General features: G+C 38.3%; 11 protein-coding genes. 4 read left to right on the top strand and 7 right to left on the bottom strand.

Annotated elements, in window-relative coordinates:
- Window positions 1–16: 16 nt before the first annotated feature.
- The 3 genes from AAOP42_RS17125 to AAOP42_RS17135 form a co-directional block, all read right to left on the bottom strand.
- Window positions 17–733 (bottom strand): 3-keto-disaccharide hydrolase, encoded by a 717-nt coding sequence (locus AAOP42_RS17125; RefSeq protein WP_349529780.1) that lies wholly within the window; start codon window positions 731–733, stop codon window positions 17–19.
- Window positions 734–969: 236 nt separating this feature from the next.
- On the bottom strand, window positions 970–2061 hold the full coding sequence (locus tag AAOP42_RS17130; RefSeq protein WP_349529781.1) for a sensor histidine kinase: 1092 nt from the start codon (window positions 2059–2061) through the stop codon (window positions 970–972).
- Between the two features lie 364 nt (window positions 2062–2425).
- On the bottom strand, window positions 2426–3421 hold the full coding sequence (locus AAOP42_RS17135; RefSeq protein ID WP_349529782.1) for a lipid A-modifier LpxR family protein: 996 nt from the start codon (window positions 3419–3421) through the stop codon (window positions 2426–2428).
- Window positions 3422–3615: 194 nt separating this feature from the next.
- Here AAOP42_RS17135 and AAOP42_RS17140 point away from each other — a divergent pair, with 194 nt between their 5' ends.
- Genes AAOP42_RS17140 through bioA form a run of 3 tightly spaced genes read left to right on the top strand, consistent with a single transcriptional unit; the run spans window position 3616 to window position 6626 of the window.
- Entirely contained in the window at window positions 3616–4749 is a 1134-nt protein-coding gene (locus AAOP42_RS17140; protein ID WP_349529783.1) for an aminotransferase class I/II-fold pyridoxal phosphate-dependent enzyme, read from the top strand.
- Between the two features lies 1 nt (window position 4750).
- Window positions 4751–5350 (top strand): dethiobiotin synthase, encoded by a 600-nt coding sequence (gene bioD / locus AAOP42_RS17145; protein WP_349529784.1) that lies wholly within the window; start codon window positions 4751–4753, stop codon window positions 5348–5350.
- A 4-nt stretch (window positions 5351–5354) separates the two neighbouring features.
- Window positions 5355–6626 (top strand): adenosylmethionine--8-amino-7-oxononanoate transaminase, encoded by a 1272-nt coding sequence (gene bioA / locus AAOP42_RS17150; protein WP_349529785.1) that lies wholly within the window; start codon window positions 5355–5357, stop codon window positions 6624–6626.
- Between the two features lie 358 nt (window positions 6627–6984).
- Here the strand turns inward: bioA and AAOP42_RS17155 are convergent, their stop codons facing one another.
- The 4 genes from AAOP42_RS17155 to AAOP42_RS17170 form a co-directional block, all read right to left on the bottom strand.
- Window positions 6985–8376 (bottom strand): c-type cytochrome domain-containing protein, encoded by a 1392-nt coding sequence (locus AAOP42_RS17155; protein WP_349529786.1) that lies wholly within the window; start codon window positions 8374–8376, stop codon window positions 6985–6987.
- Between the two features lie 108 nt (window positions 8377–8484).
- Window positions 8485–9597 (bottom strand): NHL repeat-containing protein, encoded by a 1113-nt coding sequence (locus AAOP42_RS17160; RefSeq protein WP_349529788.1) that lies wholly within the window; start codon window positions 9595–9597, stop codon window positions 8485–8487.
- 10 nt (window positions 9598–9607) lie between these two features.
- On the bottom strand, window positions 9608–11098 hold the full coding sequence (locus AAOP42_RS17165; protein ID WP_349529789.1) for a DUF1501 domain-containing protein: 1491 nt from the start codon (window positions 11096–11098) through the stop codon (window positions 9608–9610).
- 3 nt (window positions 11099–11101) lie between these two features.
- The gene (locus AAOP42_RS17170; RefSeq protein WP_349529790.1) at window positions 11102–14314 is read right to left on the bottom strand and encodes a DUF1553 domain-containing protein; all 3213 of its coding nucleotides are present in this window, start codon (window positions 14312–14314) and stop codon (window positions 11102–11104) included.
- A gap of 404 nt (window positions 14315–14718) precedes the next feature.
- On the opposite strand from AAOP42_RS17170, the gene AAOP42_RS17175 reads away from it, so the two are divergent.
- Window positions 14719–15591 (top strand): helix-turn-helix domain-containing protein, encoded by an 873-nt coding sequence (locus AAOP42_RS17175; RefSeq protein ID WP_349529791.1) that lies wholly within the window; start codon window positions 14719–14721, stop codon window positions 15589–15591.
- The last annotated feature ends 67 nt before the right edge of the window (window positions 15592–15658 follow it).

Consider the following 15658-nt stretch of genomic DNA (forward strand, 5'->3'; position numbering starts at 1 on the left):
CACAAACTATTGCGCATTAGATTAATTTGACCCGAATATTTCGCCATTTGATATTTAGTGGTTTGTCACTATCAGTGGCGTGTACCTGTAATCCTATAAATCCTTCAGAATCGAGATTGTCGGTATAATTGGCAGCAGGTACTCCATTGACCCAGGTTTTGATGCCAGGGCCATCAGCTATCACCTTAAAATGGTTCCATTCACCTGGCTTATATGCCTTTTTTGCCTGAGGATTATCTCTCAAATCATGTACCCATCCTCTCCTGCCTTCATCATATATTCCACCGCTTCTGGCTGTGGTATCAGGATCAATTTCTACCTGATATCCATGCACCAAACCGTTGCTTAGTTCAGGTAAGCTGTGACTCCTGATTTGCACACCGGAATTATGGTAATTGTTGGGAGCCAAATCCAAAAACACTTCAAACTCAAGAACAAAATTGTCATAGTTTTTTTTGGTAACTAAGAAGGTGTTGCTGGTGTCACTTGGAGGAGCGGTGGTTCCTACAATCATTCCTTCATTTACACGGTAAGTAGCATCACCTCCCAATTTTTCCCATCCATTGAACGTTTTGCCATCGAAAAGATATTCCCAACCATCATTTATACTTTCTTTTGGCTGAATACTATCAGAGGATTGACTAGTGCCTTGTTTAGATTTTTTATCAACACAGCTTATAAGTGCAGCTACGAGTATTACAATACACAATATTGTGTTTTTTGTTTTTTTCATTGTAAATATGATTTAATGAAATAGCATGAATAATTTACTTGCGAAAAGAGTTTGCCAGAAACCGGTACGTTATTTCTTATCTTTATAATAGATCATCAAAATAGATTTTGATCACTGTATCTTTTACCAGAGCTTATTAATAATAAGGACATCTTAAATCAGGAAAAGGGTGACAGGCAGGCAAGATTTTTGGAATAATTACCAATGTGCAGGACACAATGAAAGTAAGGTTTAAATCAACCTGTATTCCGTTTGATTTTAATTATGGGTAAACTGACTTCAAATTGTTCGTCAGTATTTACAACTCGTATCTTTTTACCTGTAAGGAAGTCATACCTCGCACTGATATTATTCAGCCCTACACCAGATGATTTCTCTTCAGAAACCATCGGATTCTTGTTGTGGCTCACAATAATATTCTCAGAATCAATAGAGATAGTAATGATTAATTGATTTCTTTTTGACACCTCATTGTGCTTAAATGCATTTTCAAGTAGCATTTGAAGTGCCAAAGGTGGAATCAAAAAGTCTGAGTTTATGTTTTCTTCTCCTCTAATGTCAACATAAAGGTTGTCTCCAAACCTGATAATATTAAGGTGTAAGAAAGATTTTACGTATTTCAACTCTGTGGACAAGGTAACTACTTCATCAAACTGATGCTCTAAAACATAGTGATAAACATCGGCAAATTTCCTAATAAAATCTGCTGCCTTGTCCTGATCTGAATAAACAAGGGAAAGGAGTGCATTGAGCGTATTAAAAAGAAAATGAGGATTAACCTGATTTTTCAAAGACTCATATTGAGAAATCAAATTTTTGTTTTTCATGCGTTCAAGATCTATAGCTGTCTGCCTCCAGGATATCAGGAAAGACCTTCCATGCATTACAAATGCTATGAAAAAAGTAACTGACACAGGAAGAGAAAGCATATAAGCCCACCCTTTCTTTGACATTACTTCTTTAAAATCCAGATTGAGATACACTTCCAGATATATCAGCAAAATGAAGCATGATGCCAGCACTGTAAATACAGCCAGAGCCAACATTCCAATAACAAACCTTTTTCCCGGCTGACCTATCCAGGTCCATCGCTTATCCAATAATTTCTCTATGAATCTGTTGCCATTCATCAAAACCGTCCAAAAAACGGTTGATAAAACAGTAGTAGTAGCGAATTGTCTATAATCTCCTTGTTTTAGGCCTTCCAGATTCAAAAAGATGGAGATAATCAAACCTCCAATCAATGGAATGGCTACCCAATAAAAGAGGATTTTTTTAAACGAACAAGAATTAACTGTTGACAAATCATAGCTGGTTGATTGGGTCATTAGATGCTGTTGTTTTTGAAACACATTGGTGAAATTTTCACCAGAAGCGTAACGTTTTATTTAAGAAAATTAACACCCTTTATCTCATAAAAAAATATAAATATTCTTACTCTTAGCAAAATACTATATTATTTGTGAATACTAAAACCAACTCATATTAAATTTTAGATTTATAATTGAAAATAAAAATTAAGGTGACGCTGAGTATAAATTAGCGATCTGAAAGAAATGTTTTATTCAAATATGAGATCAGAATTACCTTAAGGCCAGCGAGCATATCTGGAGTAATGATTATGAGAATTTGTTATACATAAAAGTATAAAACTAACTTTCGGCAACAAGTACTATTTAATACAAGAATGGTTTATGAAAATCTCTTAACCAGAGTAATTGCAATGTACTTGTGCTTACCAGCATTTTTCACTTCTCTGGAGCGGAAAATGAGAGCTATACGATAGTCAAAAAACCTGCCACTTCGCTCAATGCCCCATGTATGATGAAACACGCATGGATTGGATTCCTTTGTAAATTCACTTGGAGTGCCTAAAAAGTTGCCATCAATCGTTGCGTTGTAAAAAACATACTCCAAAGTAGCATTAAAATAAAAATAAAATTCCTGTAAACGCTCATCTTGAGGAATATCTTGCACCTTTTGTTTTACTTGGCCCATTTTGCTATAAGTATAAATGGAGTTGTCCAAGCTTCCAACTTTTCCCAACCTCATAGTCATTCCGGATCTTGCATTATTCCTTATGGTTCCTACTTGCACAAATTGTTCTGCGATTAGGTCAAATGCATCTCCGGATTTCAAGATTCTCTTTTGATACAAAGCTGAAAAATTGGTAGCCAAAGTATTATTGATTTGGTATTTCCATCCATTGGGTTGCTTCATATTAAATAAATGATGCCACCATATTTGTATATCATCCGTTCTGGTAGCAGATCCCAGCCACCCCAAGTCATAGTTAAAAATCAAAGTAGCATTGTTTTTGAAATGGTAATTCATACCGACATTTAAATTAAGCCAACCGGCATAAGGCCTGTCAATATTAGCCTCATCCGACTCGTCTATGTCATAGGGTGTGTACATCCTGTGTGCTAAATCATAGGATACTATCGCTTTGGATAAATTATCCCTCTTATTGAACAGTTTATACCATGAACGATCCTCATCAACTAGTCTTCTGTATTTTATAAAAATACCACTACTGTAATACTTATCGTTTTTACCGAAAAGTAAAGCGTCATTATCAACAGTTAGTATAACCTCTCTATTCAATATATCTGAAGACTTATCCTGTCCTTTGAGGGTCAGAGAACCAAAAGTAATTATTGTTATAAAGATGATATATTTAGTCAAAACAAGAAGAATAGTTAAATCGCACTCTGAAACATTACTTAATTGTAATGAAATTCTGTAAAAATGCATCAGGTATGTCAATCGAAAAAATTATTCACAGAATATAAGGTTGCATTTTACCATTTGCTATACATTAAATCAAAATTGAACAATATTGTCTTGCTTGGCATGCATTATTGTTCAAAATTTGCCCCATGAATGATCAGTTGAAAAACAAGTTGAATGAGAGAAAACAAACTGGTAATTTACGTCAGCTATCAATTAAAAAACATCTGATAGATTTTGTTTCCAATGACTATCTAGGCCTCTCTCGATCCAATGCTCTTTATGAAAGGATTTCATCTTATGATTATTCCAAAATAATTAATAAAAATGGCTCAACGGGTTCACGACTATTGGCTGGAAATTCCGAAGAATATCAGGCTCTGGAAATAAAACTTGCTGGCATATTTAACGCAGAAGCTGCTTTATTATTTAATTCGGGATACAGTGCAAACCTCGCCCTAATATCTTCCATTCCACAAAAAGGAGACACCATCTTGTATGATAGTCTTTCTCATGTCTGCCTAAAAGAAGGTGCATGGTTAAGCAAAGCTGACAGCATATCCTTTCAACACAATGACATTGAAGATCTTGAAAGAAAACTCAACCGAGCTAATGGCAATGTCTTTGTTGTTATTGAGTCAGTATATTCCATGGACGGAGATAAAGCCCCTATTCAGGATATTATCAGGCTGTCAAAAAAATACAATGCAGAATTGATTGTTGACGAAGCTCACGGGACTGGTGTATTTGGAAAAGATGGCTCTGGCCTGGTCTGTGAAATGGGAGTAGAACAGGACTTTTTGGGAAGAGTTTACACATTTGGAAAAGGTATGGGTGTACATGGCGCCTGCGTATGTGGCAGTCGGGAATTAATAGACTATTTGATCAATTTTGGAAGACCTTTTATTTACACTACTGCACTACCTGTCCACAGTATTTTTTCAATTGATGCGGCATTCGATTACCTCAAAGAAAATATCAAGCTTCAGAATCTTTTAAAATCAAAAATTACATTCTTCAATCAGTTGTTTCTTGAACAAGTAACAGAAGTTAATGGATTGAAAAAGCCATTCAGTGACACAGCCGTTCAGCCAATTGTCATTCCAGGAAATGACAGAATCAAAAAAATATCAGACAAGTTGCAACAAGGTGGACTGGATGTGAGGCCGATACTCTCCCCCACTGTTAAAACCGGAACAGAACGGTTAAGGGTTTCTCTACATACACATAACTCAGAAGATCAAATCGAAAAATTGGTTGATACACTGGTAAAACACTTATAATTTGAAAAAAAAATACTTCGTAACCGGAATAGACACAGATAGTGGTAAAACAATTGTAAGTGCCATTATCATGGAAACACTGAAAGCTGACTACTGGAAACCAGTGCAGGCAGGTGAACCAACAGATTCTGATTTCATCAGAAATATCCACAAACATGCGACCATACATCCAGAGGGAATAATGTTGCACCATCCTATGTCGCCGCATGCTTCTGCCGATCTTGAAAACAGGAAAATTTCAATGAACGATTTGAAGCTTCCTAAAACTGACAACAATTTAATAATAGAAGGTGCGGGTGGTATCATGGTTCCTGTCAATGACAATGAATTGATTGTTGATGTGGCTAAGAAGTTTGACTTAGAAGTCATATTGGTATCCAGAAACTATCTGGGTAGCATCAACCATACCCTGCTTTCCATAGATTACCTCAAAAGAAACAATTTCAACATAAAAGGTATAGTCTTCAATGGTGAACCCAATCCTTCTTCTGAAGAGTACATTTTAAAACATTCCGGCTTAAAATGTCTTTTTAAAATCGGCCAACTTTCTATCATTGATACCAAAACAATCGAAGAAATAGCCACAACCATAAAACTATAATCCCATGTCAAGCAAAGAATCACTCATCTGGCACCCTTTCACTCCATTAATCACAGAGCATGAACCCTTAAAGATTGTAAAGGGAGAAGGTGTCTATTTACACACAGAAGACGGAAGGAAAATCATAGATGCTGTATCGTCATGGTGGGTGAGCATTCATGGCCATGGAAACAAAGACATAGCCAAAGCCATTTATGAACAAGCCTTACAATTGGAACATGTAATCTTTGCCGGATTTACCCATAATCCTGCTTTGAAACTGGTGAACAACCTGAAACAAATTCTGCCGGAAGGGGTCAGTAAATTTTTCTTTTCTGATGATGGCAGCACATCCATAGAAGTAGCCTTGAAAATGGCTTTCCAATACTGGTACAATCAGGGTGTCCTCAATAAAACCAAGGTGATTGCCATCAAAGGAGCTTATCATGGGGATACATTTGGCTCCATGTCTGTAGGAGACAGAAGTGTGTTCACAAAACCCTTCTTTCCTTTTTTGTTTGACATAGAATTACTGGATTTTCCTGAAAAAGATAAGGAACAAGAAGTAATCGAACAGTTCGAGCAACTGACCGATCAAGGCGATATCGCCTCTTTCATATTCGAACCACTGGTGCAAGGATCAGGTGGCATGAGAATGTATAGCCCGGAAGTGCTGGACAGGCTAATTAACATAGCTCAGTCAAAGGGAATTATTTGTATTGCAGATGAGGTAATGACCGGGTTTGGCCGTACCGGAAAGCTTTTTGCTATGGATCACTTAAAAAATGATGCTGATATCATGTGCCTGTCTAAAGGATTGACCGGAGGTACGATGGCCATGGGATTAACTACCTGCAATCAAAAAATAGTGGATGCATTTGAAAGTGATGAACTAAGCAAAGCACTCCTACATGGACATTCTTATACAGGAAACCCTATAACGTGTGCTGCAGCCAATGCCAGCTTTAACATATTGATGGATAAATCCTGTGAAGACTCCCGCATCCGAATCAACTCACTACATAATGCCTTCGCCGAAAAACTTAAGGAATATAAAGTAGTGGAGAATGTTCGCATTTTAGGCACTATCCTCGCATTTGATATCAAAGGTCACGGTAGCACTTCTTATGATAATGAAATCAGGAAAAAAATCTTCCCTTATTTTATTGAAAAAGGCATTCTCCTGCGACCTCTTGGAAATGTTATCTATTTCATGCCTCCTTATATCATTTCCAATGAACAACTGGAAGAAGTGTACAAAGCTGTATTGGAATTTGTAAATGAGCAAACGGAGTGAAAACAAAAAGGGTGCTGATTCCTAAGAATCTGCACCCTCATCAGTCAATACAAACCGTAGTTTCTACCAACCGCCAAGTTACCGTTAAAAGTCCTCAACATTTTCCTACCAACTTACGCCGATTTTCCAATATTGAAAGTCTCTTTGAACTTCGAACCAAAAGGACGTGTCCTTCTTTATCTTCCCTTCTCTGAGACCAATCCGAAAGATTGACTTATTATCTCTCCTTGGTGATACTAAGGTAGAATAGATTATTAATTTTACCAAAAAATACCACCTCTAGTTATCTACAATTTCTCCACGTGTTATTCACAAGTTTTCAACCTGCTTTTTTTAAACTCTTCCTAAAAAGGATTTACTAGGTGTTTGAACCAATACTTTCAACACCCATATAAACAGTAACTCCTTTCAATTCATTTTTCAACCGCTCAGCACCTTTGTTGGTCATATTTGTTTGCCACAAGTAAACTCGTTTTAAGGAAACCATCTGTTTCAGCGTAGAGATGCTCTCGTCTGTAATTTGTGTATCGTACAAATTCAATACTTCCAGGTACTTCAGTTTCTTAAGCTCAGCCAGCCCGGCATCAGTAATTGGATTGTTGTTCAATTTTAGCTTAGTAAGATTAGCCAATTGACCAACAGCAGAAAGCATATTATCACTTAATTCACTGGATGAAAGATCAAGCCAGGTGATTTGTTCTTTTGCAAGAAGCAGTGCATCGATTTGATCTTGCGATACTTTACCCGTTGCTGGTTTGACCTGTAAAAAATGATGTCCGGACGACAGGGGCTTTACCATCAATCCAGCTTCAGACATTTGCTTCAATTCATCATTTGACACAACAGGCACCTCAATCATTTCATAGTGTGGTTTGGCTTTCGTATCCACACCATAGTCACGTAAAAGCAATGTTTGTATTTCTCTAGGTACTTCATTGGCAGAAAGGCTTGCTTCATACGATGCACCACTTGCCATCCACCATTCCATGATTTTCAATTCACTATATGTCAATGGCTCACCTTTTGGAGGCATAAATTTCTTACTACTCTGAGGCAATGTTACACGGACGAAAAGCTCACTTTCATGAGCTTTTCCAGGTAACACAACCTCACCATTTTCTCCTCCTTTTTCTATCCCTTCTTTTGTAGTAATTAGTAACCCTCCCTTCGTTTTAGTCTCATTGTGACAACCACTACATTTATTAATCAAAGCTGGTTGAACCAGATGTTTGAATACAATAAGGGAATCCGGATGTGCAGGAATATCTTTTTTATCAATACCTCCGTCTGCATTAACTCCTGCAATTTGTTGCACAAATTTTGGCGCATAAACCAATAAATAATCACTACCATGTGTTAAATTACCTCCCAAATGCCCGGTAATGGAAACCAACACTACGAGCAGTCCGATTATTGCACTTGTAACTTTTGTTGATAATTTAATATAACCTACTTTAACAGCCCAACCTGCAAACGCTACAACGGCCAGAGTTATCCCCATCCATTTATGCCAAAATAAGGTCTGTTCATCATACCCCCCACCTCCGGCAAGCAATAAGCCAATCACAATGGAAGCAACCGCTCCAAAACAACCACAAAGTATTGATATAGAGATGGCTAAATCAAGACCTTTGTATTTTTCAGTGAAAAACCTTGATAAGACTTCCATTATAGCCGCCAACAATAAAAAACCTATAGGCAGGTGCACTACCAACGGGTGAAAACGTCCCAGAAATAACTCAAAATTCATAATATTAGTTTTAGTAGTTTATTCTGCTTTAAGAAAGCAAGTTGATTTATATGTTAATTGTGAAAAACGATAATGGGCTAAAATAATAACAAAGAACGATTCTAAGAACTAAACTCGTTCCAACTTAATAGGATATGTTCTGCCGCCGTTCCACTGACAAACATATACATTTTGATCTCCATCGACACAAACATCGTGTCCATGCCTTAAGAAAGGCACTTCTTGTATTTGATATTGTAATTCTCCGTTTACATACCTTGGCTTTTGTCCTCCGGGGTTAGAAATCACTTTATCATTTTCATCCAAAATAGTGACATATCCTGTACCGTCTTTTGCCTTGCCATCTACCTGAGACCAACATACTCCGGCATAAATATTTTTCCCATGGACTACTGCTCTGTTTACCATTGCTCCGGGAATAGTTACGGTCTTCTTATAAACACCATCAAGTGAATAAAACTTAAAAGAACACTCCTGTCTGGAGGTTACTATTAATTGAGGTTCATTTGGATTTCTCAAATCTACAGCCACTCCATGAGCATTAAGCAACCTATAGTTTGGATCAGGGTTGTCACTTCCACCAAAGTGTCTGATGTACTTTCCATACTGATCATATTGAATAATAAAATTGGAACCATATCCGTCTGCTACGTAAATATCTCCATTTGGTGCCACCGCCGTTTCTGATGGTTTGAATTGATCCCCAGGTTTGTATATGCCAATGGTATGAGGATGTCCCAGGTTAAATATCAACTCCCCTTTCATACTAATCTTAGATACAAAGCCATTACCACTAAAATATTTCCAGTCATCAGGGTGTTTATGGTCATGAAACCAACCACTATCTGTTACATATAAAAACTCCTCACCTCCTTCTTCATTAATTGTTAAACCATGTCCACCGGGAAAACGACTACAAAATGCATCTATCAGGTTGCCGGACTGATCGTAAATAATCAAATTGTTTTTTGGCTCATCAGTTAAAAGGATGATCCTTCCCTTTGAATCTACCACCATTTCATGGCAGTTGTCAACCGGAACTTTTTTGGGATCTAGCTCGCCCCATTTTGAATTTACCTTATATTTATAATCTCCATGACCTACTATCATACCATTATCTTTTTTCATACCTTTCATGATATTGAAGCCCAATGATGGAGTAGCGAATGCCATTCCTGAAACAAGGGCAGAGTTTTTAATGAATTTTCTTCGAGTCCTCATGTACAATAAATTAAGCAAGAATATCTTTTACAACATGGCCATGCACATCAGTCAACCTGTACCTTCTTCCCTGGTGTTTGAAAATTAGTTTTTCATGATCTACTCCGGTCAGGTGCAGTAATGTAGCGTGAAAATCATGCACATGTACAGGGTCTTTTACAATATTATAGCTAAAATCATCAGTCTCTCCATAGGTAAATCCGGGCTTTACTCCGGCACCTGCCATCCACATGGTAAAACATCTGGGATGGTGATCCCTACCATAATTGTCTGCAGTCAACTTACCCTGTGAATACACCGTACGTCCAAATTCTCCTCCCCAAATCACCAAAGTATCTTCCAACAGGCCTCTTTGTTTCAGGTCTTTGACCAGGGCTGCTGATGCTCTGTCTGTTTTGTTACATTGACTCTTGATTCCGGATGGCAAGCTTCCATGTTGATCCCACCCCTGATGGTACAATTGCACAAATTTCACATCCTTTTCCAATAATTTCCTTGCCAGTAAACAATTGGCCGCATAGGTTCCTGGGTCTCGACTGTCCTCTCCATACATGTCATAGACATAGTCTGGTTCATCAGACATATCGGTTGCTTCAGGCACAGAAGTTTGCATTCTGTAGGCCATTTCATACTGCGCTATTCGTGCGTTGATTTCAGGATCTCCATAGCTGTCAAATTGTGCCTCATTCAGCTTTTTCAGATAATCCAACATCTGTCTTCTATCTGCTCCTTCATAATTTTCAGGATTGTTCAAATACAAAACCGGATCCTTTCCTGACCTGAATTGCACGCCTTGATGCTCTGTAGGTAAAAAGCCATTTCCCCACAATCTGGAATACAACGGTTGTCCCCCTGCATTTTTAGAAACCAATACAATAAATGAAGGAAGATTCTGATTATCAGAGCCTAATCCATAACTCAGCCAGGAACCGATGGACGGCCTGCCCGGTAATTGATGGCCTGTCTGAAAAAAAGTAATGGCAGGATCATGATTGATTTGCTCTGTGTGCATCGATTTGATAAAACACAGATCATCAACTATCTCAGCGGTGTGTGGCATCAATTCACTCACCCAGGCACGGCTTTCTCCGTATTGCCTGAACTTGTAAATAGATGATGTCATGGGAAAGGCTGTTTGATCAGCACTCATACCTGTAAGCCTCTGACCTTGCCTTACTGATGCAGGCAAATCCTGTCCATGCAGATCATATAGTTTTGGCTTGTAATCAAATGTCTCTAACTGTGAAGGGCCACCACTTTGAAACAAATAGACAATTCTTTTTGCCCTTTGAGCAAAGTGAGGCAATCCGGGAATCCCGTTCATTCCTGAAACGGGATTCCCGGATGAAGCAAACAGTTTTTCGGTACCAAGCAAAGAACCCAAGGCCATAGCTCCTAATCCTAAAGAAGTTTTGGTCAGAAACTCTCTTCGGTCAATTTGCTTTTCTATCTTTTGCAGGTCTTTGCTGTTCGACCTTAAAATATCGTGATGATGGCACATAGTTTATCTTTTTGTTATAGTCGCATCAGAATTCATAATAGCACTGGCTACTACCGCATTAGCTGCAATAAGGTCGGCATCTAATTTACCATCGGGTTCATACTCACCACTAGTGAGCCAACCAGTTGCTTTCCCTTTATGATGTTTGAATTCTGCGTACTGTTTTTCTTGTAATTCAAGTAAAATTTTCAATTCTTTATCACTGGGTTTTCTTCCTGTCAGCTTCATAAACGTCTCCGTAATCCCTTCCTGAATACTATCAAACTTAGCGATCTTCTCTCCCATCACTTTTGATGCTTCAACATAAGTAGGATCGTTCAACAGTACGAGTGCTTGCAAAGGAGTATTGGTCTTTTGTCTCCTTACAGTACACTCACTCCTGCCTGGCGCATCAAAAGTAGCCAATGTAGGATGAGGCACAGACCTTTTCCAGATAGTGTACATACTCCTTCTGTACAGCTTATCTCCAGTATCCTGATCGTAATTATATCCATTTACTTTCCAGAGTCCTGTCGGTTGATAAGGCTTCACACTTTCCCCTCCTATTTTAGTATTGAGCAAGCCACTGGTCATCAGTGCATTATCCCTAATCATTTCAGCTGTCAATCTCACTGCAGGACCTCTTGCAAGAAGGATGTTTTCTCCATCCAATTCCCTAAGTTCATTACTCGTTTTAGAGCTTTGACGATAAGTAGCAGACATTACTATCAGTTTTTGCAGTGCTTTTACATCCCAACCCGAATCCATAAAATCTACAGCCAACCAATCCAATAGCTCAGGATGAGTTGGAAGCTCTCCCTGATTGCCAAAGTCCTCTGTGGTTCGCACAATGCCTCTACCAAAGTAGTTTTGCCAATAACGGTTTACAGTTACTCTGGCTGTCAAAGGATGATCCGGATGAACCAACCATTTAGCAAATCCCAATCTGTTTCGGGGCAGGTCTTCCGGCATTTGAAATACACTTTCCGGTGTATTTGGAAGTACCTCTTCTCCATGAGCATCATAAAGCCCTCTCTCCAGCAGATATGTTTTCCTTCTTTCAGGCATTTCCTCCATTACCATTACCTCCTGAATGCTTTCCACGCTATCAGAAAAAGTCATTCTTGCTATTTCAAGCTCATCAAGATATTTTTTATAGACTTTAGAATGGTTTAGCAAAAAGTAAGATTCTAGCATGGCTGATTCAACTTCTGCCAACTCACTATGCCTTTTAGACATTATATCCCGAAACTTCTCATAATCTACCACCTGTATTATTTCCAAAGGAGTTAATTCCTGATCAAAAACCATAAGGTCATCCACTGTTGCTCCACCGATTCCTTTTCCCCTCATCCTGGCTCCTATCTGTATCCCCGGCTCATCTTTTCTTCCAAAATGAATATCCTTGTACAAATTGTCATTTTTAACATCAGTTTCCAGTTCCACTCCATTCAAGTAAACCTTAAGCCCGGAAGCCTTAGATGATCCATTATAAGTCAACATTAGATTGATCCATTGATCTCTTGGAATATCCTGTTTTGTATATTCTATAATGGCATTTCCCGGAGCAGTATGCGCCATTAACACCTGAAGTTTGTTGTTTTCCAAAGCCAGGTGAAATCCCCTGAAGCAATACAGAGCAGCTCCTTCGCTTTTATGAAAAATCACTCCGTTTTCCAGGTTTTCAGGAATTTTCACATTCAATCCGACACTAAACGATTCGCTTTTGCGAAAAGCTCCAACCCCGTGAGAGTCAAACCAGGCATCACCATCAAGCAACAGCCCCTGTCCTGTTTTCCCAACACCAAATTCAGGGTTTTCTGACGAAGAACCTACACGCTTCATTCCTCCTTTTTGTGATGGATTTAGCCTGTCTTTTAATTGAGAATTTTCAAAATCAAAATGAGCAATTAAACCCTTTGGATATTTCGATTTTACGCTTTCTTTATACTTTTCATTAGAAATCCAATCCTGGAAGTTTTCTTTTTCTGAAACCCGAATAGATACCAGTTTATCCGCTTTAGTTTGTGCTGTTGATTTCAAAAATTCAAGTACTTCATCCTGCTCTTCAGTAGTATAAAGCATGGTAGGAACAGGCATTGCATTGTCCCATGATATTTGCCCGGATTCTTCCACATTATTAAAAAAAGCAGACATCTCATAATAGTTCTTCTGAGAAATGGGATCATATTTATGGTCATGACACTTGGCACAGGCAACCGTTAAAGCCATAAATGCCTGACCGGCCGTATTTACCCTGTCCAACACGTATTCGACCCTGAACTCTTCGGGAACAATCCCTCCTTCCATATTTTGAGGATGGATTCGGTTGAAAGCAGTTGCCAGTATTTGCTCTTTAGATGGATTTGGAAGTAAATCCCCTGCCAGTTGCCACTCTATAAATTTGTCATAAGGCATGTTTTCGTTAAAAGCCTTAATCACCCAATCCCGCCACGGACTCATGTCCCTGTATCGATCTACCGTATATCCATGTGTATCGGCAAAACGGGACAAATCCATCCAATCCATTGCCATTTTTTCACCATATTGAGGCGATTTCAAAAGTTTATCTACTTGCTTTTCATAAGCATTGTCAGACTCATCGTTCAAAAACTCTTTAATATTCTCTACCGTTGGTGGCAGTCCGGTAAGATCAAATGTCACTCTACGCAACAGTAATTCTTTCTCAGCTTGTGATGATGGTTGCAGATTTTCCTGTTCAAGTCTCTTTATAATAAAATTATCAATTGGATTTTTTATCCAATCTGCATTGCTAACAGCAGGCACATCACGTTTTTCAGGTTTGATAAATGCCCAGTGCGGTTTGTACTCAGCACCATCCTCAATCCATTTGATAAGCACTGCTTTTTCATGTGCACTGAGTGTCAAATTGGATTTTGGTGTAGGCATTAAAACTTCCGGATCATGCGAAATGATTCGATGGAACATTTCACTTTTAGCCAGCTTTCCCGGTACAACTGCCTTTTTTCCCGGAGAATTGATCAACTCGCTATAGGCAGATTCTGCCAAATCAAGCCGTAATTCAGCCTGTTGCTTTGCTTTATCCGGACCGTGACATAAAAAGCACTTATCAGACAATATCGGTTTTACATGAACATTAAAGTCCAATTCTTGTGGAAGTTTGTCGTATTCCAAAGCCACATCTTCTGGAAGCTCCACACTACAGGAGGTAATTGTACCGATCAGAAATACGGCTATCAGTGCATTAAAATTCATAGGCAAACCTATTAGTTGTATAGTTGCAAAGTAAAATTAACGGTAATGCGATCATACATAATGGACATTTTGCTCAAACTGGTGGATAATATATAAACAGGCTGTTTAGCCTTCCATTATCAATATCATTAGAACAAATGCATTTAAAAATTCTTACCATTCCCTGATCTATTCTGGCGTCTCTTAGGGTGTGTTGTGACTCTAAAAGATACCGCAACGAGTGCAGTAAGGCAGCTTTGTTTTTAAATGCGTGTGCTTTATACATACGATGTGCTTCCCATTAAAGCCTTCAAAAGTATTGTTATTATAAAAAATCAGGAATATCCTATTCTGACATATATTTGTACATATCCGACCTTTATCTGCAAATAGCAACTATTAAAAGAATAAATACACTCAATAAAATGCACAAATCCTTAAAATCATTATCCCTTACTTTGCTAAATACAGATTATGTTCAGCTGGATCACAGGTGGAACTATGACAATGTGGTAAGCCCATTTTCCCGCTTATACTATATAGATGCAGGTAATGCCAAAATCTACCACAGCGGACAAGAGTTTGAATTGAGGCCCGGATATTTATATCTGGTGCCCAGCTATACTTACGGCAGGTACAAATGTGATCATTATTTGAATCAATACCATATCACATTTTTGGAGAAAATCGGAGATGGACTTTCTATTTACAACCTGAAAGCATTTAATTATGAAGTTAAAGCCACCGAATTGGATATTGTCAACTTCAAGAGGCTTTTGGAAATAAACCCAAACAGAGGCCTGTTCAATCCTGATCCCAAAGTGTATGACAACCACCCCACCATAATCTCCTTTGAGGAAAGGAATGAGGAAATGAACTCTGCAGATTTTTTAGAAACGCAGGGAATATTGTTGTCGCTCTTTTCCAGGTTCATCACGGACAAAAACATCATCCCCAACAACGACTCTCTCACTACAAAAAAGATCACTGAGAGTGTACAATTTATACATGAAAATTTACAGCAAACATTAACTGTAGATTTGTTGGCATCTAAATCTCACCTAAATGTTGACTACTATTCCAGGGCTTTTAAAAAACTGTTTGGAATCAGGCCAATTAGTTACATCCAAATCAAACGCATAGAACGAGCCCAACTCTTATTGACATCTACTACAGAGACTATTCCTGATATTGCCAATAAAACAGGGATTTCCAACCTGTCTTATTTTACCCGTTTGTTTAAAAAAATTACAGGCAAAAATCCGGGAGAGTTCAGACGACATCAATGGAGGATGTAGAGGTTGTTTTTATGTTTTATGTAAAGAAAGTACAATTTTCTTTTTGTAGCGGTCGGTGATAGCTGGT

The organism is Reichenbachiella sp. MALMAid0571 (assembly GCF_040151475.1).
Lineage (GTDB): Bacteria > Bacteroidota > Bacteroidia > Cytophagales > Cyclobacteriaceae > CAXBNB01.